This window comes from Streptomyces sp. NPDC093089 (assembly GCF_044754405.1).
GTDB lineage: Bacteria > Actinomycetota > Actinomycetes > Streptomycetales > Streptomycetaceae > Streptomyces.
In genome coordinates this window covers 20,008-40,920 of the sequence record NZ_JBIVPA010000018.1, presented here as the reverse complement: position 1 = coordinate 40,920, position 20,913 = coordinate 20,008, and the positions used below count along the sequence as shown (strand labels likewise).

The 20,913-nt window shown below is 71.8% G+C and carries 19 protein-coding genes; 11 read left to right on the top strand and 8 right to left on the bottom strand.

The window, feature by feature from the left end:
• Positions 1–227: 227 nt before the first annotated feature.
• The 3 genes from ppsA to ACIQFX_RS33580 all read right to left on the bottom strand — a co-directional run bounded on the left by ppsA (position 228) and on the right by ACIQFX_RS33580 (position 4,668).
• The gene (gene ppsA, locus ACIQFX_RS33590; RefSeq protein WP_402471090.1) at positions 228–2,630 is read right to left on the bottom strand and encodes a phosphoenolpyruvate synthase; all 2,403 of its coding nucleotides are present in this window, start codon (positions 2,628–2,630) and stop codon (positions 228–230) included.
• Positions 2,537–3,310, bottom strand: coding sequence for a universal stress protein (locus ACIQFX_RS33585; protein ID WP_402471313.1), 774 nt, complete (start codon positions 3,308–3,310; stop codon positions 2,537–2,539). The genes ppsA and ACIQFX_RS33585 overlap by 94 nt, the downstream gene beginning before the upstream one ends.
• Positions 3,311–3,762: 452 nt before the next feature.
• Positions 3,763–4,668 carry a universal stress protein gene (locus ACIQFX_RS33580; protein ID WP_402471088.1) on the bottom strand — a complete coding sequence of 302 codons (906 nt, stop codon included), beginning with the start codon at positions 4,666–4,668 and terminating at the stop codon, positions 3,763–3,765.
• A 224-nt stretch (positions 4,669–4,892) separates the two neighbouring features.
• Between ACIQFX_RS33580 and ACIQFX_RS33575 the strand changes: the two genes are divergently transcribed.
• A complete protein-coding gene (locus tag ACIQFX_RS33575; protein WP_402471086.1) occupies positions 4,893–5,750 on the top strand; it encodes a universal stress protein in 858 nt (285 codons plus the stop codon).
• 60 nt (positions 5,751–5,810) lie between these two features.
• Here ACIQFX_RS33575 and ACIQFX_RS33570 read toward each other — a convergent pair whose 3' ends face one another.
• Entirely contained in the window at positions 5,811–8,531 is a 2,721-nt protein-coding gene (locus tag ACIQFX_RS33570) for a heavy metal translocating P-type ATPase (RefSeq protein ID WP_402471083.1), read from the bottom strand.
• A 250-nt stretch (positions 8,532–8,781) separates the two neighbouring features.
• On the opposite strand from ACIQFX_RS33570, the gene ACIQFX_RS33565 reads away from it, so the two are divergent.
• A complete protein-coding gene (locus tag ACIQFX_RS33565; RefSeq protein ID WP_402471080.1) occupies positions 8,782–9,429 on the top strand; it encodes a DUF305 domain-containing protein in 648 nt (215 codons plus the stop codon).
• 50 nt (positions 9,430–9,479) lie between these two features.
• On the opposite strand, the gene ACIQFX_RS33560 is transcribed toward ACIQFX_RS33565, so the two are convergent.
• The 3 genes from ACIQFX_RS33560 to ACIQFX_RS33550 are packed head-to-tail and all read right to left on the bottom strand — an operon-like array spanning position 9,480 to position 11,812.
• Positions 9,480–10,205 carry a hypothetical protein gene (locus ACIQFX_RS33560; RefSeq protein ID WP_402471077.1) on the bottom strand — a complete coding sequence of 242 codons (726 nt, stop codon included), beginning with the start codon at positions 10,203–10,205 and terminating at the stop codon, positions 9,480–9,482.
• A 27-nt stretch (positions 10,206–10,232) separates the two neighbouring features.
• Positions 10,233–10,913 (bottom strand): helix-turn-helix domain-containing protein, encoded by a 681-nt coding sequence (locus ACIQFX_RS33555; protein WP_402471074.1) that lies wholly within the window; start codon positions 10,911–10,913, stop codon positions 10,233–10,235.
• The gene (locus ACIQFX_RS33550; protein WP_402471070.1) at positions 10,913–11,812 is read right to left on the bottom strand and encodes a universal stress protein; all 900 of its coding nucleotides are present in this window, start codon (positions 11,810–11,812) and stop codon (positions 10,913–10,915) included. The genes ACIQFX_RS33555 and ACIQFX_RS33550 overlap by 1 nt, the downstream gene beginning before the upstream one ends.
• Before the next feature lie 361 nt (positions 11,813–12,173).
• Here ACIQFX_RS33550 and ACIQFX_RS33545 point away from each other — a divergent pair, with 361 nt between their 5' ends.
• The gene (locus tag ACIQFX_RS33545; RefSeq protein ID WP_402471068.1) at positions 12,174–12,773 is read left to right on the top strand and encodes a CBS domain-containing protein; all 600 of its coding nucleotides are present in this window, start codon (positions 12,174–12,176) and stop codon (positions 12,771–12,773) included.
• Here the strand turns inward: ACIQFX_RS33545 and ACIQFX_RS33540 are convergent.
• The gene (locus tag ACIQFX_RS33540; protein ID WP_402471065.1) at positions 12,760–13,026 is read right to left on the bottom strand and encodes a DUF1918 domain-containing protein; all 267 of its coding nucleotides are present in this window, start codon (positions 13,024–13,026) and stop codon (positions 12,760–12,762) included. The genes ACIQFX_RS33545 and ACIQFX_RS33540 overlap by 14 nt on opposite strands.
• A 199-nt stretch (positions 13,027–13,225) precedes the next feature.
• Between ACIQFX_RS33540 and ACIQFX_RS33535 the strand changes: the two genes are divergently transcribed.
• Genes ACIQFX_RS33535 through ACIQFX_RS33500 form a run of 8 tightly spaced genes read left to right on the top strand, consistent with a single transcriptional unit; the run spans position 13,226 to position 20,906 of the window.
• Positions 13,226–13,903, top strand: coding sequence for a CBS domain-containing protein (locus ACIQFX_RS33535; RefSeq protein ID WP_402471062.1), 678 nt, complete (start codon positions 13,226–13,228; stop codon positions 13,901–13,903).
• Entirely contained in the window at positions 13,900–15,702 is a 1,803-nt protein-coding gene (acsA, locus tag ACIQFX_RS33530; protein ID WP_402471059.1) for an acetate--CoA ligase, read from the top strand. The genes ACIQFX_RS33535 and acsA overlap by 4 nt, the downstream gene beginning before the upstream one ends.
• Positions 15,702–16,766 carry a pyruvate dehydrogenase (acetyl-transferring) E1 component subunit alpha gene (gene pdhA / locus ACIQFX_RS33525; protein ID WP_402471056.1) on the top strand — a complete coding sequence of 355 codons (1,065 nt, stop codon included), beginning with the start codon at positions 15,702–15,704 and terminating at the stop codon, positions 16,764–16,766. The genes acsA and pdhA overlap by 1 nt, the downstream gene beginning before the upstream one ends.
• Positions 16,763–17,773: an alpha-ketoacid dehydrogenase subunit beta gene (locus tag ACIQFX_RS33520; RefSeq protein ID WP_402471054.1), complete on the top strand. Its 1,011-nt coding sequence runs from the start codon at positions 16,763–16,765 to the stop codon at positions 17,771–17,773. Before pdhA ends, ACIQFX_RS33520 begins: the two co-directional genes overlap by 4 nt.
• A 1-nt stretch (position 17,774) precedes the next feature.
• Positions 17,775–19,109, top strand: a complete 1,335-nt coding sequence (locus ACIQFX_RS33515) for a 2-oxo acid dehydrogenase subunit E2 (RefSeq protein ID WP_402471051.1) — start codon at positions 17,775–17,777, stop codon at positions 19,107–19,109.
• Positions 19,106–19,375 (top strand): phosphopantetheine-binding protein, encoded by a 270-nt coding sequence (locus ACIQFX_RS33510; protein ID WP_402471048.1) that lies wholly within the window; start codon positions 19,106–19,108, stop codon positions 19,373–19,375. Before ACIQFX_RS33515 ends, ACIQFX_RS33510 begins: the two co-directional genes overlap by 4 nt.
• Positions 19,375–20,055, top strand: a complete 681-nt coding sequence (locus ACIQFX_RS33505; RefSeq protein WP_402471045.1) for a CBS domain-containing protein — start codon at positions 19,375–19,377, stop codon at positions 20,053–20,055. The genes ACIQFX_RS33510 and ACIQFX_RS33505 overlap by 1 nt, the downstream gene beginning before the upstream one ends.
• Positions 20,052–20,906 carry a universal stress protein gene (locus ACIQFX_RS33500; RefSeq protein ID WP_402471043.1) on the top strand — a complete coding sequence of 285 codons (855 nt, stop codon included), beginning with the start codon at positions 20,052–20,054 and terminating at the stop codon, positions 20,904–20,906. The genes ACIQFX_RS33505 and ACIQFX_RS33500 overlap by 4 nt, the downstream gene beginning before the upstream one ends.
• Positions 20,907–20,913: the final 7 nt, after the last annotated feature.

Here is a 20,913-nt window from a genome sequence, read left to right as displayed (position 1 = left end):
TTCAGGCCCCCCTTACTCGCGATCCGGCCGATGCTCCGTTCATCCGGAGGAAGGGCGTCGACGCCCTGATGGTGTGCACCGTGCGTTCGGAACGCCCGTTCGCACCCTCTGCGACCGGCTGGTGGTTCCTGGGCGACCGCGCCAGGTCTCTGCGGCCGCCTGTCGATCGAGCTCGGCCGTCGGCCCGGTGTCCCGGGTGCCTCGGCGTCGTGTCTTCCTGGGCATGGTCACTCCTCCCCTCGTCCGGCGCCCCTCGCGAGCGTCGCCTCCGCACGGGCCACGTGTCGTTTGACGCCGGCGAAGCTGTCCGGTGCCACGGAGATGGAGTCGAGGCCCGCGTCGACCAGGATCGCGGTGAACGCCGGATCGTCGCTGGGCCGCTGCCCGCACAGTCCGACGGGGCAGCCGGCCGCGTGGGCGCGGGCAGCGAGGCTCCGGATGCTGCGGACGACGGCGGGGTCGCGCTCGTCGAAGACGTGGGCGAGGGCTTCCGAGTCGCGGTCGACGCCGAGGGTGAGCTGGGTGAGGTCGTTGCTGCCGATCGAGAATCCGTCGAAGCGTTCCGCGAAGTCCTCGGCAAGGATGATGTTGGCCGGTATCTCCGCCATGACGTGGACGCGCAAGCCGTTCTCACCCCGTACGAGTCCCTCCTCCGACATCACCGCAAGCACCTGGTCCGCCTCGCCGAGGGTCCGGCAGAACGGGATCATGACGACCACGTTGGTCAGTCCCATCCCTTCACGGACCCGGCGCAGCGCACGGCATTCGAGGGCGAACCCCTCACGGTAGCCGTCGCTGTAGTACCGGCTCGCGCCGCGCCAGCCGATCATGGGGTTGGCCTCTTCGGGTTCGAAGGGCCGGCCGCCGAGGAGCTTGGCGTACTCGTTGGTCTTGAAGTCGCTGGTGCGTACGACGACGGGTGCGGGCCAGCGGGAGGCTGCGATCCGGGCGATGCCGTGGGCCAGACGCTCGACGAAGTACTGCCCGCGGTCGAGGTACCCCTCGGTGAGCCGGTCGATCACATGTCGGTCCTGTGGATCGAGTCGCTCCGGGTGCAGCAGGGCCATCGGGTGGACCTTCACCTGATGGGCGACGATGAACTCGAGACGCGCGAGGCCCACTCCAGCGGCGGGCAGCCGCCACCAGCGGAACGCGGCCGACGGGTCGGCCAGGTTGAGCATCACCCGGGTGCGCGTGGCGGGCAGCTCCGCGAGGTCGGTCAGGATCTCCTCGTACGCGAGCAGGCCGTCGTGGACCCGTCCGCGCTCGCCCTCGGCACACGAGACGGTCACCGGCCTGCCGCCCTGCAGGATCCGGGTGCCGTCGCCGGTTCCGACGACGGCGGGGACGCCGAGTTCGCGGCTGACGATGGCCGCGTGCGAGGTGCGTCCGCCGTGGTCGGTGACGATTGCCGACGCCCTCTTCATGACCGGTTCCCAGTCGGGGTCGGTGATGCGGGTGACGAGGACCCCGCCCTCCGGGAAGCGGTCGAGGTCGACGGGGGTGTCAAGGGCGACGACGGGACCCTGGCCGATCGCCTCGCCGACCGCGATGCCCTCCACCAGGGGTTCACCGGGCACGACGGTCAGCCGGCAGCGGCGCAGGGTCGTGGACCGCCGGCGGGACTGCACGGTCTCGGGGCGCGCCTGGACGATCCAGAGGTCGCCCGTGAGGCCGTCCTTGGCCCATTCGAGGTCCATGGGGCAGCCGTAGTGCTCCTCGACGGCGGCCGCCCAGGTGGCGAGCTCGCGGACCTCCGCGTCGGCGAGGACCCGTTGGTGCCGCTCGGCGTCGGGTGTGTCGAGGGTGCGGGTCAGGCCGGTGTCCGCGTACACGGTCTTCAGCCGCTTGCTGCCGATCCGCACATCGATCACGGGGTTCAGTGCGGGGTCCTTCATGCTCGGTTTGAACACCGTGTACTCGTCGGGATCGACCTGGCCGCTGACGACGGTCTCGCCCAGGCCCCAGGCGGCGCTCACCACGATCACCTCGGGGAAGCCGCTCTCCGGGTCGAGGGTGAAGGCGACGCCGGCCCCGGCGAGGTCGGAGCGGACCATGAGCTGGACTCCGACGGAGAGGGCGACGGCCAGGTGGTCGAAGCCCATCCGCTCGCGGTAGTCGATCGCCCGGTCGGTGAACAGGGACGCGTAGCAGCGCCTGCACGCCTCCAGGAGCGCATCGGTGCCGCGGACGTTCAGGTACGTCTCCTGCTGCCCGGCGAAGCTCGCCTCCGGCAGGTCCTCGGCCGTCGCGCTGCTGCGCACGGCCACCTCGGGCTCCCTCCGGCCGCTCTCCCCGGCCAGCAGTTCGTATGCCGTCAGGATGTCGTCCCGCAGTGGTGACGGCAGCGGCTGCGCGAGGAAGGACGAACGGATGGCCGCTCCCACTTCGTCGAGCGGGACCCCTTGGTGCAGGCGGCCGATCTGCTCCTCCACGGAGTCACGCAGCCCGTGGCCCGCGAGGAGTTCCCCGTACGCCTCGGCGGTGGTGGCGAAGCCCGGCGGCACGCGTATGCCCGCCGCGCCGAGCCGGCTGATCATCTCCCCCAGGGAGGCGTTCTTGCCTCCCACCCGGCCCACGTCCGAGCGGTCCAGCTCCGTGAACGGTACGACGCGACGCATCGGTGCCATGACATCCTCCGTGGCTCTCGGGCGCCCTCGGTACGGGAGCGGTCTGCCGGGCGGGGTCCGCAGATCGAGGGGGCTCGGCCTGCGGGACCCTCGGGGCCGGGGGCTGATCCGGATACGCCGCATGGTGCCCACCTCTCCGGGGAACCGGCGGACGGACCGGGGGCGTCCTCTCTCCCCACCGTCTCGCGGGGAGGCAGTGGCGGCCCAGTGCCGAGCGGGTCAACGGGCCGGGGCCGGTCGGTCGCACGGGTACGGGACCGGTCGGCCCATGCCGGGTCGCCCGGCCGCTCTCCGCGCTGCGGGAAGGGAACGGTGATCACCGGGCACATGGCGCGGTGCAGCAGGCCGTGGACCGTCGCCCCGAGTCGCGTGCCGGAGTACCCGCCACGACCTCTTCGGCCGACGATCAGGGCTAGGGACTCCAGGGACGCCAGGGCGAGTTGCTCGACCGGCTGTCCCCGAAGGACCTCTTGGGAGACGGCGGCGTCCGGATACCTCTCCACCCGCCCCGCAACCGACTCGGCCGGCAGCCGACGGCGCTCGGCCAGACCCTCGTCCACATCGTCATGGGCGAGGAGGGAAGGGGGCCAGACCAAGACGGCACGCAGTCGTGCCCCGCGCAGGCTCGCCTCCTCCGCGGCGAAGGCGACCGCGGCCTGTGAGGACGGGCTTCCGTCCACGCCGACGACGAGGGTCGGTGGGTGCACGGCAGCGTGCTCGGGCAGGCGGGCCACGACGACGGGGCAGGCGGCCTGCGCGGTGAGCGGGACGACCACGGATCTCTCGCTGAACACTTCGGCCGCCCTGCCGAGACGGCGCGAACCGACGACGAATGCGGCGTGCGCCGCCGGATCGCGAAGCACGGTCGCCGGCACACCGTTCACGCGTTCCGTCGCGACGCGCGGACCGCCGTGGAGCTCCCGTACAAGCTCTTCGGCGTTGGCGATCGCCGACTCCGCGCGGAGTCGCAGGGCGCTCTGGTGAGCGAGCGCGTCGTACCGGATCCCGTTGTGGGCGGGCGGTACGGCGACGACCGGGCGGAGCGCCGGCCCTCTTCGCACGGCCTCGTCGGCGGCCCGGACGAGAGCGGGGACCGACTGCTCCCGGGGGGCGATTCCGAGCAGTATCCCGTTCACGTCTCCTCGACCCGCGTGGCGAAGGCGGGCGGGACGATCTCCACCGGGCAAGGGGCGTGGTGGATCAGGACGTGGGCGACGCGCCCCAGGGACGGGCTCGCGCCCAGGATTCGGTGTTCTCTGCCCATCACGAGCAGATCGGTGTGGGCGCTCGCCTCCACCAGAATTCCGGGCGTGCTCGTGCCCGTCTCGACGTGGTGGCTGATGTCGAGCCCGGGATAGAAGTCACGTACGCGGTCGGCGAGCGCCTTGATCTCGTCCAGGCGCTGCCGCGCGATCTCGTCGAGGTCGTCCAGCATGGTGACGACGCTGCCGACATGGGTGAGCACGTTCCAGACGCTCACCAGTCGCAGCACCGCTTGGCGGCAGTCCGCCTCGGCGGCCGCGACGAGCAGCCAGCCGATGTCCGAGGCGCCGTGCACGGCTGCCGTCACCGAGCCCGACTCGGGGCGGTCGCCGTCACCGCGGACGATGATCACGGGTGCTTCGGCGCGGGCCGCCACCCCCATGCCGACGGAGCCGAGCATGAGGCTCGAGAAGCCGCCGAGCCCCCGGCTGCCCACCACGATCGTGCCCCGGTGGCCGGCGGCCGCCCGGAGACCGGCCACCGGTTCCTGACGGCTCAGTTCCTTCGTGACGGTGAGCTCCGGAAAGCGCTCTCGGATCGTGCTCTCGGTCTCGATCAGCAGGTCGCGGCCCGCTTCGCGCACCGCCTGGATCGTCTCGGCATTGGCGAAGAGGGCCCGGCGGTCGGTATCGGCGGCGTGGACGAGGTGCAGGATCCGCCCCCGTCGGTCCGCCTCGGCCGCGGCCCAGAAGACGGCCGTGCGCCCGGAGGGGGACCCGTCGACTCCCACAACGACGTTGCCGAGCTCCGGACGAGCGGGGATCTCGCTGGCCATGGTTCCTCCTCCGGTACGCCCGGAGCGCGGGAGCACACCCCGAGGGGCGACACCTCCCACGCTGACACCGTGGCGTGCCTCCCGGGGATGGGCCGTTCGGACCCGATCGAGACCTGCCCGGCCCTGCCGCCAGAAGGCACGGGACCGCCAGCCTGAAGTTCGGGACGTCCTCCTCCGTCCGGCCCATGCACGGAACGGAGCGGACACGGCTGAGGAGTCACACCATGACGGCACAGGTCACCGTCGGCTTGGACGGTTCGGACGAAAGCCTCGCCGCTGTTGGCTGGGCGGCGACGGCAGCGGTGTCGCGCGCGGTGCCCCTTCGGCTGGTGCACGTGGAGGAGTGGCCGAACACCCCGGAGGTGCCCCTGCCGTACGCACGGACCTTGACCGAGCGGGCCGAGAGTCTTCTGCGGGACGAGGCGGACCGCGTGCGGAAGGACCATCCCGGCCTCGAGGTGGTCACGGAGCGTGCGCGGGGCCGGGCGGCCGAGGAACTGACGGCCGCCGCGAACGAGGCGGATCTGACGGTGCTCGGATCCCGCGGGCTCGGTGGCGTCCGGGGCTTCGTCGTCGGCTCGGTCTCCCTCGCCGTCGTCGGCTCGGCGCGTCGGCCGGTCGTCCTCGTGCGCGCGGAGGGCACCTCGGCCGCTCCCGGAGGCGGGATCGTGGTGGGCGTCGACGTCTACCACCCGTGCGACGCCCTGCTCGCGTTCTCGTTCAATGAAGCGGCCCGCAGGGGCATGCCCCTGCGCTTCCTGCACAGCTGGACGCTTCCCGCCTCGTACGGCTACGCAGCCGTCATGGACCCGGGGATCGGCGAGGAGCTGGGCGGCCACCTCCTCGGGGGTCTGGAGGACCTGGTGGAACCGTGGCGGAAGCGGTACGCGGGCGTAGACGTGGCGGCCACGGCGGTGGTGGGCTCGCCTGCGTACCAGCTGATCGAGGCGTCACGGACCGCGCACCTCGTCATCGTGGGACGGCGGAACCGGAAGGTGCCCCTCGGCGCGCATCTCGGCCATGTCGCCCACGCGGTCATCCACCACAGCCCCGCCCCGGTCGCCGTCGTCCCTTTGACGTGAGCGGACGGCGGCGACTCTGACATCGGCCTCGCCCGGATGGACGTCGTCTCGCTCGGCGCACTACTGATGTCGGCGGCCGGCGGACGGCACGTACCGATCGGGAGCGGCATCGTAGGCAGCGGCGCACCGGGCGGAGCAGAAGTGCAGTGGTCCTGCAGCGCTGTCCCGGTGTTCGGGTGCGGTCGTGGGGTCGACTTCCATGCCGCACACGGGGTCGAGGGCCGTCTCGTGTCCGTCCGGGCCGTCCCTCGGCTCTGTGGTGTCGGTGGCGGTCTCGACTTCGGGCCGCGTCGGAGTGCCGCCCGCTTCGGGCAGTGGTGCGGGATGCCAGCGCCGCAGGCGGGAGGAGTTGGTGACGACAGACAGGGAGGACAGGGCCATGGCGGCCGCGGCGATGATCGGGCTGAGGCGGACACCCCACAGGGGGTAGAGGGCGCCGGCGGCGAGAGGGATGCCTACGGCGTTGTAGACGAGGGCGAAGAACAGGTTCTGCTTGATGTTGCGCATGGTCGCCTTGGAGAGGCGGATGGCGGTGACGACTCCGGCGAGCGAGCCGGAGATGAGAGTGATGTCGGCGGATTCGACGGCGACGTCGGTACCGGTGCCGATGGCGAGTCCGACGTCGGACTGAGCGAGGGCGGGGGCGTCGTTGATGCCGTCTCCGACCATGGCGACGGTCCTGCCCTCGGACTGGAGACGACGTATCTCGTCGGTCTTGTGCTCGGGCAGCACCTCGGCCAGGACCCGGGGAATGCCTACGCGTGCGGCGATGGCGCCGGCGGTGCGGGCGCTGTCGCCGGTGAGCATGACGACCTCGGTGTCCAGGTGCCGCAGAGCCGCGATCGCCTGGGCGGAGTCGTCCTTGACGGTGTCGGCGACGGCCAGCACGCCGGCGGGACGGCCGTCGAGCGCGGCGAGGACGGGTGTCTTGCCTTCGGCCGCGAGGTTCGCGGCGACGGCGTCGAGAGCGGCAGTGTCCACACCGGTCTCGTGGAGGAAGCGGGTGTTGCCGACCGTGATGGTGTGGCCGTCCGCCACGGCGCGGACGCCCTTGCCGGTGACGGAGTCGAAGCCGGTCGCGGCCGGAGGCTGGATGCCGCGGTCGCGGGCGCCGGAGACGATGGCCCGGGCAAGGGGATGCTCGCTGTCGGCCTCGGCGGCGGCGACCAGCCGCAGCAGTCCGGCTTCGTCGCCCCCTGCAGCGGGGTGGACGTCGGTGAGGACGGGCTTGCCGGTGGTGACCGTGCCGGTCTTGTCGAGCACGACGGTGTCGAGTTCGTGGGCGGTCTCCAGGGCTTCGGCGGAGCGGATGAGGATGCCTGCCTGCGCGCCTTTGCCGGTGCCGACCATCACGGAGAGAGGGGTGGCCAGGCCGAGGGCGCAGGGGCAGGCGATGATCAGGACGGCGACGGCGGAGACCAGGGCGAGGGTGAGGGCCGGGGCGGGTCCGATCGTGTACCAGAGGGCGAAGGTCGCGATCGCGATCGCGATGACCGCCGGGACGAAGTAGGCGGAGATCGCGTCGGCGAGGCGCTGGATGGGCGCCTTGGACGCCTGGGCCTGCTGCACCAGCCGGATGATCTGGGCGAGCACGGTGTCCGCGCCGATCTTGGCCGCGCGCACCCGCAAGGAGCCGGTGGTGTTGATGGTGGCGCCGATGACATCGTCGCCCGCGCGCTTCGTGACCGGCATCGGCTCGCCCGTCACCATCGACTCGTCCACGGCCGACGAGCCCGAAAGGACGTCAGCGTCCACGGGGATCTTCTCCCCGGGGCGGATGACGATCTCGTCCCCGACGACCACCTCGTCGACGGGCACCTCGGTCTCGCTTCCGTCGCGGAGGACGCGTGCGGTGCGGGCCTGCAGGCCGATCAGAGCGCGGATGGCCTCGCCCGTGCCGGCCTTGGCCCGGGCCTCCAGGAGCCGCCCGAGCAGGATCAGCGTGAGGATGACGCCTACCGCCTCGAAGTACACCTCGCGCACGTCTTCGGGGAGCAGGCCAGGGGCCACGGTGACGAGCAGACTGAAGCCGTAGGCGGCGCTGGTGCCCAGCGTGATCAGGGAGTTCATGTCCGCCGACCGGTGTCGCAGAGCCAGCCAGCCGATGGAGTGCACGGGCCAGCCGGTATAGGACATCACCGGCGTGATCAGTACGAGCTGGAACCAGTGGTTCAGCATCCAGCCGGGCACCCAGTCGGCGCCGAACAACTCGTGCGCCATCACGGCGAACAGCACCGGCGCGGTGAGCACCGCGCCCACGACGACGCGGCGGGTCAGGTCCTTGATCTCGGCCTGGCGCTCGGCGATGTCGGCTGCCTCCGCGTCCTCGGCCGAGGTCTTCGACGCGGCCGGGGTCGCTGCTTCTCCGCCCGGTGCCTCGACCGGTTCTTCGGGTCCTGCGCCGTCGGCGGGTTCGACGACGAGGGTCCCGTGGATCATGTTCATGCCGCAGGCGAACCCGTAGGTGCCGGGCCGGTCAGGGCTCAGCCGGACGGTCGTGCGGGTGTGAGCCGGCAGGCCGGCCCCGACCCTGAGATCGGGGAAGACGACGCGGGAGGTGCATTCGCCGGCCTCCTGCCGGTCGAAGACGAGCTCGACCGGTGTGCCCTGGCGGACCTTGATCAGGTTGGGGCTGTAGCCGCCCCGCACGGTCACGTCGACCCGCTGCACCCCCTCCTCCACGCGGACCGTGCCGACCTTGCGCGGCCCGAAGAAGTACCAGCCCAGCACAGTGACCAGGCCGACGGAGGCCACGACGACGACCACGTCCGCGACAGACATGACACTCGCCTCCTCGCGCGCCTGCTCCTCCAGCCTCCCGCGCGGCATCCCCGTCTGCCACCGGGGCCGGGCAGGGCCCGACCGGGTCCGCCGGTCGGGACCGTCCGGCCCTCCTCCGCGTCTGTCGGCCGGGGAGACGATGAGAGGGCAGAAGGAGTCCCGCGATGAAGCGGAACCGACGGGGCCCGCGCCCATCCGCCGTGGTGATCGCCGACGGACACCGGTACGGATGCACCGCTGGAGGCACACCATGAGCACCACCCGCACGACCGCCCGCCGCCTCTCGGTCGCCACCGCCGCGGCCGCGCTCACCGCCGGTCTCGTCCTGACCGGCTGCGACGGCAACGACACCGGCGCCCCGGCCAGTACCTCGCCCGTCACCGCCGCGGAGGCACCGGTCACCGCCGAGTCCGGCGCCCGCAACGCGGCGGACATCGCCTTCGCCCAGCAGATGATCCCCCACCACCGCCAGGCCGTCGTGATGTCCCGGATGGCCCGCAGCCACGCCGCCTCCAGCGATGTGAAGGCCCTCGCCGAGCAGATCGAGAGGGCTCAGGAACACGAGATCCGGACCATGACCGGCTGGCTCAGGGCATGGGGCGAGGAAGTCCCCGAGGGCATGGACGGCATGCACGACCCCGGCCCGGGCGACACCAACAGCACCGTGCCCGGCATGATGAGCAACCGGCGGATGGCGGACCTCGACCGCGCTTCCGACCGCACCTTCGACAGCATGTTCCTGATCATGATGATCGAACACCACGAAGGCGCCATCGACATGGCGAAGGCCGAGAAGCTGAACGGTGCCTACGGCCCCGCCGAGGTCCTCGCCGATCAGATCATCACAACGCAGACCGCCGAGATCATCCAGATGCGCGCGATGCTCCACGGCGACTGACGACCTGCACCGATGACCACCTCGCGTGGCGCGTCCCTCCGAGGCTCGTCCTATGAGGACCGCAACTCGCGGACCCTGGCGCGGAAGACGCGCCAACGTCGTTCGTTGTCGTGCACCAGGGTCGCCGATTCCGCCATCAGATCCGCCGCCCGGTCGAGCAGCTCCGAAGCCGAATAGAGGTAGGCAGGGGCCGTCCGACCGCCCCGCAGGTCGGCCCGAAGCGCCACCGGAGCGAAGTCGACGCGGGCCAGCAGGTCAAGGGCGCGTCGCAGCAGCCGAGCGATCAGTGCCTGCAGACCCGCCGACTGCCAGTCGTTGGCGATGATCCGATGTCGCTCCCCGAGCAGGTCGGCCAGGGCGGGATGGGCAGCCAAGCCCCCCGCCATCTCCCACGCCTGCCCCATCGCCTCGGCCAGCCAGACACCCGTCTGCTGGAGGTCGTCCGCGAGCAGCCCGACCTCACGCTTCAACCTCTGCAGTTCGGCCGGCTCGCCCTCCCCCTCCATGAAGAGGATCCCCGACTCCGCGACGAGCCCGGGGGCGTTCAGGTCCTCCGTTCCGGCGAACGCGATCTCCGACGCCTGCTCACCCACGCCGATCACGCTCCACCGGTCGGCCAGCGCCTTCAGTGCACGGGAGCGCGCCTGCAGGTCGCCGGCCTGCCGCAACGGCGCCTGTGCGTAGTACTCCTCATGCTCGCGATGGAACCGCGCGAGATTGTCGATCAACCGCAGCAGCGAGTCAGGTGGGCTGACCTGCGCCTCGTCCTCAGCCATGTCGGCAGTGTGCACCGGGTCCGATGCCTACGGGCCTCCGGGCGCGCCCGGCACACGGATACGGCGACCGGTCACCCGGCGCGGCGAGAGCGTCACCACGGTGTCCCGCCCGTCCCCGGCCCACGGCTCCGACTGGACGGCGTCCTTGATCCTCCGTGCCGAGGTCTCGTCCGACACCGTGCGTGCCGGACCGACGAGAAGGACGCTCCAGCCCTGGCTGAAGGCCTCGTCCAGGCGATCCTCCTCGAAGGCGACCTCCACACCGGACGCCGCGGTGCGCGCGAGGGACGAGTCCGCGGCGGTCACGAAGACGATCTGCCCGTCGACGACCTGGTAGTTCACGGGGATGACCATGAGCCCGTCCCGCCCTTCGACGGCGATCCTGCCGACGCCGTGGCCGTCGAGCAGCTCCCAGCACTCCGCCTCGTCGATCTCCTCCATCCGTGGCCGGTACCCGGCGCGGGCTCCTCCAGGGGCGAGGTCCGTCGTGTACCCGGTGAGATCCTGGACGGTGGTCTCCAGGGCGTTCGCGAGTCGGATCAGGAACTCGACTCCCGGAACGGGCACGCGCTCCTCCACGTAGGCGATGAAGCCGGGCGTGGAGCCGGCCCGTTCGGCCACGTCTTCTCGGGACAGGCCGAGTTGTGCGCGCCTGGCCGCGACGCGGCGGCCGAGGTCGCTCGTGGCGTGCCGGTCGGCTGTGTTCATCACCGCTCTCCTTCCGTGCTCTCGAGACGCCGCTGGGGTACGACGGCGACGGGGCACGTGGCGTGGTGCAGGGCGCGGTGGGCGACCCTGCCGAGTTCCAGACCGACGAGCCCGTCCCGGCGCCGTGCCCCGACGACCAGCAGGTCGGCGGCGGCAGAGCGCTCGGTCAGCACCCTGTGGGCGGAACCCTCGAGCGTGGCCCTGCGCAGGCGGACCCGGGGATGTTCGGTCGCCGCGGCCTCCAGGGCCTTGTCGAGCAGTTCGGAGGACCCTTCAGCAAGGTGGATCGCGCGGTTGCCGCTCAGGAGCGGGTGGTCGATGGGGTCGTGGACCGGCCGTCGCCAGGTGCGGACGACGTCCAGCTCCGCGTCCCGGGCTGCTGCCTCACGGAAGGCGAAACGCACGGCCGGCGAGTCCACGTCGTGCTCTCCGACGCCGAGCAGCACGCGTCCATGGCGCGCTTCCAGGGCGTGCCGGTCTCCTCTCACGACGACGACCGGGCAGGAAGCCCGGGCGGCCACGACGAGGCCGACGGAGCCGAGCAGAAGGTCGGCGAACTCGCCGCGCCCACGGGATCCGACGACGAGGAACGCTCCCGCCTGCCCTTCCCCGAGCAGCGCGGTGGACGCGTCCTCGGCCAGGACAGCCGTGGTGAGGGGGAGACCGGGTGCGCGGCGTCGGGCACGTTCGGCCGCGATGCCGACGATGTTCTCGGCGAGAACCTGGCCCGACGGACGTTCCGTGGCCCAGGTCGGCACGACGCCTTCGTACCGTTCCCACAGCGAGGCATGGACGATCCGGAGGGGAAACCCGTGCCGTACGGCTTCGTCGACTGCCCAGTCCAGGGCCGTGAGACTGGCGTCGGACCCGTCCACTCCTACCACCAGGGGCGATTCCATCGTGCCCACCGCCTTTCCAGGTCGTGAGACGGCCTGCTGCCACGCTCGCACCGGGTTCGGGGAATCGGGTAGGGCCGGTCGGTCCCGCTCGCGGCCCGCCAGGACCTCGGAGAGAGGCGACATGACGAGGGGAGGGGCCCATCCGCTTCTCGCGGATCCTGATCGCGCGGTGCACGGCTCGAAGCCGCTTCCCCGCGTCTTGGGGGCGGGCCCCTCCTCACTTTCAGGAAAGCACCGGTCGACGGGCCGGGCCAGGGCTGGCCGGGTTCCGACATGCCCCTTTCGGCCCTTGTCGTCCGCAGTCCGGCGACGGCACCCTCGCAGGAACAGGATTCGGGCGCGGAAGTACCGGAGGCCGGTCATGAGGCACCCACGTACCGTCGACGACGTGATGACCCACGCGGTGGTCTCCGCCAGGCTCGACGCACCCGTCAAGGAGATCGTCCGGTCCATGCGGCACTGGGGGGTGAGCGCGGTTCCCGTGCTGTCGACCGAGGGGCGGGTGGTCGGCGTGGTGTCCGAGGCGGACGTACTCGGCAAGGTTCCGGGAGACGACGGCGACAACGCGGGTCCGGTGACGGCGGGCAGTCTGATGTCGGCGCCGGCCATCACCGTGCCGCGCGGCGCCATGATCGCAGGGGCGGCGCGGTTGATGGGGCGTGGGCGTCTCAAGAGGCTTCCCGTGGTGGACGAGAACGGTCGCCCGGTAGGTGTCGTCAGCCGGGGCGACCTGCTCAAGGTTTACCTGCGCTCCGACGCCGAGATCGCCGAGGACGTGCGGCACGAGCTCCTCACGCACCTGATCGCCGAAGGCGACGCAGCACTCGCCGTACGGGTCACGGACGGAGTGGTGACGCTCTCCGGACGCCTGCCGCCATCCGTGTCCCCGGGGCTGGCCCTGCGGCTCACCCGGGCGGTGCCCGGTGTGGTGGACGCGGCGGAGGATTTCACGACCGCGTAGCGGCCCTCGTGTCATGCGGCGGAAAGTGCTGGACTCGCGCGTCCGGGCCCGGGAAGACCAAGGTGACCCTGCCCGTGTCCGACCACCGGACGTCGAAGGGGGGAGTGCCGTCCGCGTGGTGCAGACCGACGACCTCACCGTCACGTCCCTCGTCCCCGACGGTGGAACCGCCCACGATCAGACGGTCGCCGACGTGGGCCCACAACCCTACGCGGGGCGTCTCCTGGCCCTGCCGTGTTTCGGTCGCAGTCATGCTCCTCGCCTCCTGGTCGGAGTGACCGGCCACGGCCCTCCCGGGACCGGTGCTCACGCCTTCCACCCTGCGTCCCGATCGGCCGCTCGTCATGGGGCCGACCGTCCCGGAAGGGGACCATTCGGCACTGCCCGTGGGCTACTCCGCGCAGCAGGGTGAGATCTACCGGGGCCGCCTCGTCCCGTGAAGGAGGACCGTCATGCAGCACCGCACGGTTTTCGAGGTGATGACCCACAACGTGGTCACCGCCGCCCCCCAGACCCCGTTCAAGCAGATCGCCCGGCTCTTCGCCGAACACGACGTCTCCGCGGTCCCGGTCGTCGACCCCGACCGGCGCTTGCTCGGCCTGGTCTCGGAGGCCGACCTGCTGCGGGCCACCGCCGAGCTCCCCGACCTGGAGGGCCGTTCGGCGGGCGTCCGACTCCTGTCCCAGGAGCGAGGGCTGCCCGACGCGGAGACGGCAGCCCAGCTGATGACCTCACCGGCCATCACGGCGCAGCCGGGCTGGAACCTCGTCGAGACGGCCCGGACGATGCATCGCAAGGGAGTGAAACGGCTTCCCGTCGTGGACGAGACCGGTCGGCTCATCGGGATCATCAGTCGCAGCGACCTGCTGCGGCCCTTCCTGCGCAGTGACACCGCGATCCGTGACGAGATCGAGCACGACGTCCTGGCCGACACCCTGCGCCTCGCTCCCGACACGATCCGTGTGACGGTCGACGACGGAGTCGTGAGCCTGACGGGTCGGGTCGACGAACGCGCCGACGTCCGCGTGATCGTGAGGCTCTGCCGCTCGGTCGACGGAGTGGTCGCCCTGCACGAATCGATCGAGTACGCCTACGACAACCTCGCGCTCGACGTGGAGCCCCCGCGATGAACGCCCTGTGGGTGGCGCCGGTCATGCCCGACTACGACAGCGCCCGGGCCACGTTCTCCTGGCGACGCGAGCGGTCCCGGCTCGCCGGGCTGCCGGACGGCGGCATCAACATCGGGTACGAGGCGGTCGACCGGCACCTGCGTGAGGGGCACGGCGATCGCGTCGCGCTGCGCTGCGTCGGTCGCGACGGCGCCGTGGCGACGGTGACCTTCGCCCGGCTCGCAGCCGAGAGCTCCCGCTTCGCGCACGTGCTGGAGACGCTCGGCCTGGAACGCGGCGAGCGGGTGTTCACCCTGCTCGGCCGCCGGTTCGAGCTGTACGGCACCGTCCTCGGAACGCTGCGCGCCGGGCGAGTCCTGTGCCCCCTGTTCACCGCCTTCGGTCCCGAACCGGTCGCGCTGCGCATGAAGCTGGGCAACGCCCGGGCGCTGGTCACGACCCGGGAGCTGTACGAGCGCAAGGTCGCGCCGGTACGGTCCCGGCTTCCGCACCTGCGGCACGTCCTTCTCCTCGACCCCGGGGACGACCCGCCCCCGGGCACCCTTTCCCACCCCGCGCTCACGGACGCCGCGCCGGACGAGTACACGGTGGGACCGACCGACCCTGCGGAGCCGGCGCTGCTGCACTTCACCAGCGGCACGACGGGCACCCCCAAGGGCGCGATACACGTGCACGAGGCGGTCCTGGCCCATCACGTGACCGCCGCCTACGCCCTGGACCTGCACGAGGGTGACGTCTTCTGGTGCACCGCCGACCCCGGCTGGGTCACCGGAATGTCGTACGGCATCATCGCCCCGCTCACCCACGGGGTGACGACCGTCGTCGACGAAGGAGACTTCTCCCCCGCCCGCTGGTACGGGATCCTCGCCGACCAGCACGTCACCGTCTGGTACACGGCCCCCACCGCGCTCCGCATGCTCATGCGGGCAGCACCGCGCAGCGGCGACCCGACACCCGCCGCGGGCCACGACCTCTCGTCGCTCCGGTTCGTCGCGAGCGTCGGCGAGCCGCTCAATCCCGAGGCCGTGCACTGGGGCCGGGAGGCACTCGGGCTTCCGGTCCACGACACCTGGTGGCAGACCGAGACCGGTGCCATCATGATCGCCAATTTCGCGGCCGATCCGGTGCGGGCGGGTTCGATGGGCCGACCGCTTCCCGGTGTCGAGGCCGCCGTCCTGGAGTGCGGCGAGGACGGCCGGGCCGCGGTCGTCGGCGGGCGCGTCCGGATCCTCCAGGAGCCGGGCGCGCAGGGCGAGCTCGCCCTGCGGGCGGGCTGGCCGTCGATGTTCCGCGGCTACCTCCACGAACCGAGCCGCTACGAGGCGTGCTTCGCGGACGGGTGGTACCTGACCGGCGACCTGGTCAGCCGCGACGCCGACGGCTGGTACTGGTTCGTGGGCCGGGCCGACGACGTCATCAAGTCCGCGGGGCACCTCATCGGGCCGTTCGAGGTGGAAAGCGCCCTCATGGAGCATCCGGCCGTCGCCGAGGCCGGTGTCATCGGACGCCCTGACCCGTTGGCGGGCGCGATCGTCAAGGCGTTCGTGCTGCCGCGCCCCGAGTATCCGCCCGACACCGGACTACGGCGGGACGTCCTGGCGTTCGCTCGTCGGCGCCTCGGGCCGGCTGTCGCCCCACGGGAGATCGAGTTCGTCGAGGATCTGCCTCACACCCGCAGCGGAAAGGTGATGCGCCGCCTGCTGCGGGCCCGCGAACTGGGCCTGCCCGAGGGCGATGTGTCGACGCTGGAGGCACCCGAGCCCGCCGGGACGACCGGGCTCTCCGGGAAGGAGCCGTGATGGCCACCACACAGGGCGGCACGTCCGCCAGGACACCGCGGACGAAGCCTCCGCGTCGCGCACGGGGCCCTGCGCCGCCCGCCGCGACTCCCGCGGCGACCCACGACCTGGACCTGCTGAGGCGGATGCTGCTCATCCGACGCTTCGAGGAGCGGTGTGTCGAGCTGTACAGTGCGGCCGCGATCCGGGGCTTCGTCCACCTCTGCATCGGCGAGGAGGCGGTGGCGGTCGGCGTCCACCAGGCGCTCGGCGAGGCCGACGCGGTCGTCTCCACGTACCGCGAACACGGCCACGCGCTGGCCCGCGGGGTGCCGCCCGAGGCCGTGATGGCGGAGATGTACGGGAAGGCCACCGGATGCAGCCACGGCCGCGGCGGCTCCATGCACCTCTTCGACGCCGACCGCCGCTTCTACGGCGGCAACGCCATCGTGGGCGGCGGCCTGCCGCTCGCGGCCGGCCTGGCCCTCGCCGACCGGATGCGCGGCGAGTCCGGAGTGACCTGCTGCTTCTTCGGTGACGGGGCCTTCGCCGAGGGCGAGTTCCACGAGACCGCCAACCTGGCCGCGCTCTGGGGGCTGCCCGTGCTCTTCGTCTGCGAGAACAACCTGTACGCGATGGGGACGGCCCTCACCCGCGAACACGCCCAGACGGACCTGGCGATGCGGGCTGCGTCGTACGGCATGGCGGCCTGGGCCGTCGACGGCATGGACGTGCATGCCGTCGAGAAGGCGGCGCGCGGAGCGGTCGAGTCGATTCGGGCCGGCAGCGGACCGCACTTCCTGGAGATGCGGACGTACCGGTTCCGCGCGCACTCGATGTACGACCCGGACCGGTACCGGCCGAAGGGCGAGGTCGAGGAGTGGAAGCGGCACGATCCCGTCACGGGCCTCGCCGAGGGCATGCGTAAGGCCGGTTTCCTCGACACGGACGCCCAAGAGGCCCTGGACCACGAGGTCACGGTGGCGATCGACCGAGCTGTCCGCGAGGCCGAACAGGCTCCCGAGGAGCCGGCCGAAGACCTGCTGCTCCATGTCACGGGCCAACGCGAGGAGGTTCCGTCATGAGCACGCGTACGCGACCGCGGGCGCATCCCGACGACGGCACCACCACCTTCAGGGAGGCCCTTCGGGAGGGCCTGCGCGAGGCGCTGGCGTCGGACGACCGTGTCTTCCTGATGGGCGAGGACGTGGGCCGCTACGGCGGCTGCTTCGGCGTGAGCCTCGGCCTCCTGGAGGAGTTCGGCCCCGACCGCGTCCGCGACACCCCCCTCTCGGAGTCCGCGTTCGTCGGAGCCGGGATCGGCGCCGCACTGGCCGGGATGAGGCCGGTGGTGGAGATCATGACGGTCAACTTCAGCCTGCTGGCACTCGACCAGATCCTCAACAACGCCGCCACCCTGAGGCACATGTCGGGCGGACAGCTCGGTGTGCCGCTGGTGATCCGCATGACGACGGGCGCGGGACGGCAGCTTGCCGCGCAGCACTCCCACAGCCTCGAGGGTTGGTACGCCCACATCCCCGGCCTCCGTGTCCTGGCGCCGGCCACGATCGACGACGCCCGCCATCTGCTGTCCGCCGCGCTGGCCGACCCGGACCCGGTGCTGCTCTTCGAACACGGCAGCCTCTACAACGCGGCCGGCACGCTCGATCCGGCGGTCCACGAGGTCGACCTGGACCGTGCGGTCCTCCGCCGCGAGGGCGACGACGTCACCGTCGTCGCGTACGGCGGCTGTGTGCCCAAGGCCCTCGAAGCCGCGGAGGAACTGGCGGGTGCGGGGATCAGCGCGGAAGTCGTCGACCTGCGGTCGCTGCGGCCCCTGGACGACGCCACGATCGTCGGCTCGGTCCGGCGGACCCACCGGGCCGTCGTGGTCGACGAGGGCTGGCGCAGCGGCAGTCTGGCCGCCGAGATCGAGTCGCGCATCTGCGAGCAGGCGTTCTTCGACCTGGACGCGCCCGTGGAACGGGTCTGCAGCGCGGAGGTTCCCATCCCCTACGCCCGTCGGCTGGAGGAGGCGGCGCTCCCCCAGCCGGCCGGAATCGTGGCGGCGGCACGCCGGGCGGTGGGCTGAGATGGCCGAGTTCACGATGCCCTCGCTCGGCGCCGACATGGAGGAGGGCACGCTCTCCGAGTGGCTGGTGCACCCGGGTGACCGCGTGAAGCGCGGCGACGTCATCGCGGTGGTCGAGACCGCCAAGTCCGCGATCGAGGTGGAGTGCTTCCACAGCGGTACGGTCGACGCCCTCCTCGTCGACGAGGGAACCACCGTGCCGGTGGGCACCCCGCTGGCACGCATCGGCACGGCGCCCGAAAGCCCGTCGGCCGAGACCAGGCCGACCGAGGGCGGACCGGCCGAGAGCCCGCCCGCCGGAAGCCAGCCGTCCTCGACGCCCCTGGTCCGCCGACTCGCCCAGGACCGGCACGTCGACCTCGCCGCCGTCCATGGTTCGGGCCCGGGAGGCAGGGTCACACGCGCGGACGTGGAGCACGCGGAGCCCGCACCGGAACCGGAGCGCGACAAGACCGCGCCGACGAGACGGCCGGCCGAGCCGGTGCGCGGCACCCGCTCGACCAGGGAGCGTCCAGCTCCGCTGCGTGGGAAGTCTTCTCCGCTCGCACGGCGGCTGGCCACCGAGCTCGGCGTCGACCTCGCCGAGGTGACCGGCACGGGTCGGGGTGGCACCGTCCGTGCGGAGGACGTCCGTTCCGCAGCGGCCGCCGAGGGCGCGCAGCGGCCGACCGTCCCGGACATGGGGCGGGCGGCCACGGCACGACTCATGAGCCGATCCAAGCGGGAGATCCCGCACTTCTACCTCGCCACGACCGTGGACATGGCAGCGGCCCTGGAGTGGATGCACGCCCGCAACCGCGAACTACCGCTCTCCGCAAGGCTGGTGCCGGCGGCACTCACTTTCAAGGCCGTGGCGCTGGCGGCACGGAAGGTGCCCGAGCTCAACGGGCACTGGGTCGACGACGGCTTCGTCCCGGCGGGAGAGGTGCGACTGGGCGTCGCGGTCTCCCTGCGGAGCGGCGGCCTCGTCGCACCAGCCCTCGCCCACGCCGACACCCTCTCCGTGGCCGAGGTGATGGCCGCGCTCAAGGATCTGGTGGCACGGGCACGGGGCGGACGGCTCCGGGCGTCCGAGACCGTCGACCCCAGTCTCACCGTCACCAACCTCGGCGACCAGGGCGTCGAGGCCGTGCTGGGCGTCGTCTACCCGCCGCAGGTCGCCCTCGTCGGCCTGGGCAGGATCGTCGAGCGGCCCGTGGCCGTGAACGGCCTGCTGGGAGTACGTCCCGTACTCACGGCGACGCTGTCCGCCGATCACCGAGCCGCCGACGGCGCCACCGGCGCGCGTCTCCTGACCGCCCTGGACCGGCTCCTGCAACACCCGGAGGAACTGTGAACCACGACCAGGCGAAGGCGTTCGTTCGGCAAGCCGTGCAGCGTGTCGTCCCCGGCGCCGACTTCACGGGGCTCGATCCCGTCGTGTCCCTGCGGGACACCTTCGAGATGGATTCGCTGGACTTCCTCAAGTTCGTGGAAGCGCTCGCCGAACTCAGTGGGAGGGAACTCACCGAGGACGACTATCCGGCCCTCGTCACCTGGGACGGCTGCGCCGCCCGCCTGGTGGCCGGAGCGGGTGCGTCCGCGCAGGGAAGGAGCGGGTGATGCGACACCGCAGGATCGACGAGCTGATGACCCGTGAGGTGGTGAGCGTCCTCGGCGACGCGCCGTTCAAGGAGATCGTGCGGATCCTGTCGCAGCACCGGGTCACCGCGCTGCCGGTGGTGGACGCAGAGAACCGGGTGGTCGGAGTCGTGTCGGAGGGCGATCTGATGCGGAAGACGGCCGACCGGACGGCCACACCGGGAGAGGTGCCCGGCGTGCCGGGGCTGGAGGCCTGGGAGCGCGCGAAGGCCGAGGGAACGCGCGCGGAGGAGCTGATGTCCGCACCCGCCGTGTGCGCCCGCCCCGACTGGACCGTGGCGGAGGCGGCACGGCTCATGGAGGTCCAGGGAATCAAGCGGCTCGTCGTCGTCGACGACGAGGACCGGCTGGTGGGCATCGTGAGTCGCCGCGACCTCCTGGGCGTCTTCCTCCGCAAGGACGACGACATCCGCCGGGAGATCGTCGAGGACGTGCTCGGTGACACCCTGCGTCTCGACCCGGCCTTGCTCACCGTCGACGTGCGCGAGGGGCGGGTCGACCTCACCGGGAAGCTTCCGCTCCGCAGCATGATCCCGGCGGTCGAGCGTATGTGCGCGACGGTCGACGGAGTGGTCTCGGTCTCCTCGACCCGTCTCGCCCACGACACCGACGACACCGAACGAGGAGGTGGGCGGTCATGACGCAGGGCATCGTGGTCGGTCTGGACGGCACGGATCAGGCGAACGCGGCCGCGCGGTGGGCGGCGGCGGAGGCGGTGCTGCGCGGTACCGGGGTGCGCCTGGTGCATGTGAAGGAGATGTCGCCGGACGCCCTGCTGCCGTTCGCGACGCGGGAGCCCGACGAGCCGTGGGCGGAGGATCTGCTCGCGCGCACGGCGACCGGGTTGCGCGAACGCCATCCGGATCTGTCCGTGACCACCAGGCTGTTGCCGTCGGATCCCGTGGCGAGCCTGGTCGCCGCGGCCGAGGAGGGTGACCTGCTCGTCCTCGGCTCGCGTGCCCTGGGCGGCATGGCCGGATACCTCATCGGCTCGGTCGGGATGACGGTCGCGGGTCGCGTCAATCGGCCCGTCGTCCTCGTACGGTCGGTCGGCACATCGCCTTCGCAGGGACCCGTCGTGGTCGGCGTGGACCTGCGGCAGCCCGTGGACACGGTTCTGGGATTCGCCTTCGAGGAGGCGGCACGGCGTCTCGCCCGGGTGCAGGTCGTCTACACGCAGCAGCTGTCGGCTTACGGGGCGCTCGGCCCCTCCATGGTCCCGGACATCCGACCCACCGTCGCCCCCGAAATCCAACGCTCGCTCGACGAGCTCCTCGAACCCTGGCAAGAGAAGTTCCCCGACCTGTCGGCGGCCGGGCGAGTGGCGATCGGCTCGGCCGGTCAGGAGCTGGTGCACGCTGCCGGGGGCGCGGCTCTTGTGGTCGTCGGTCGTCGCGCCCGGGGGTCGGCACTGGGCACGCGCATCGGCAACGTGGCCCACGCGGTGCTGCACCACTGTCACTCGCCGGTCGCCCTCGTCCCCCACGACTGACTTCGGT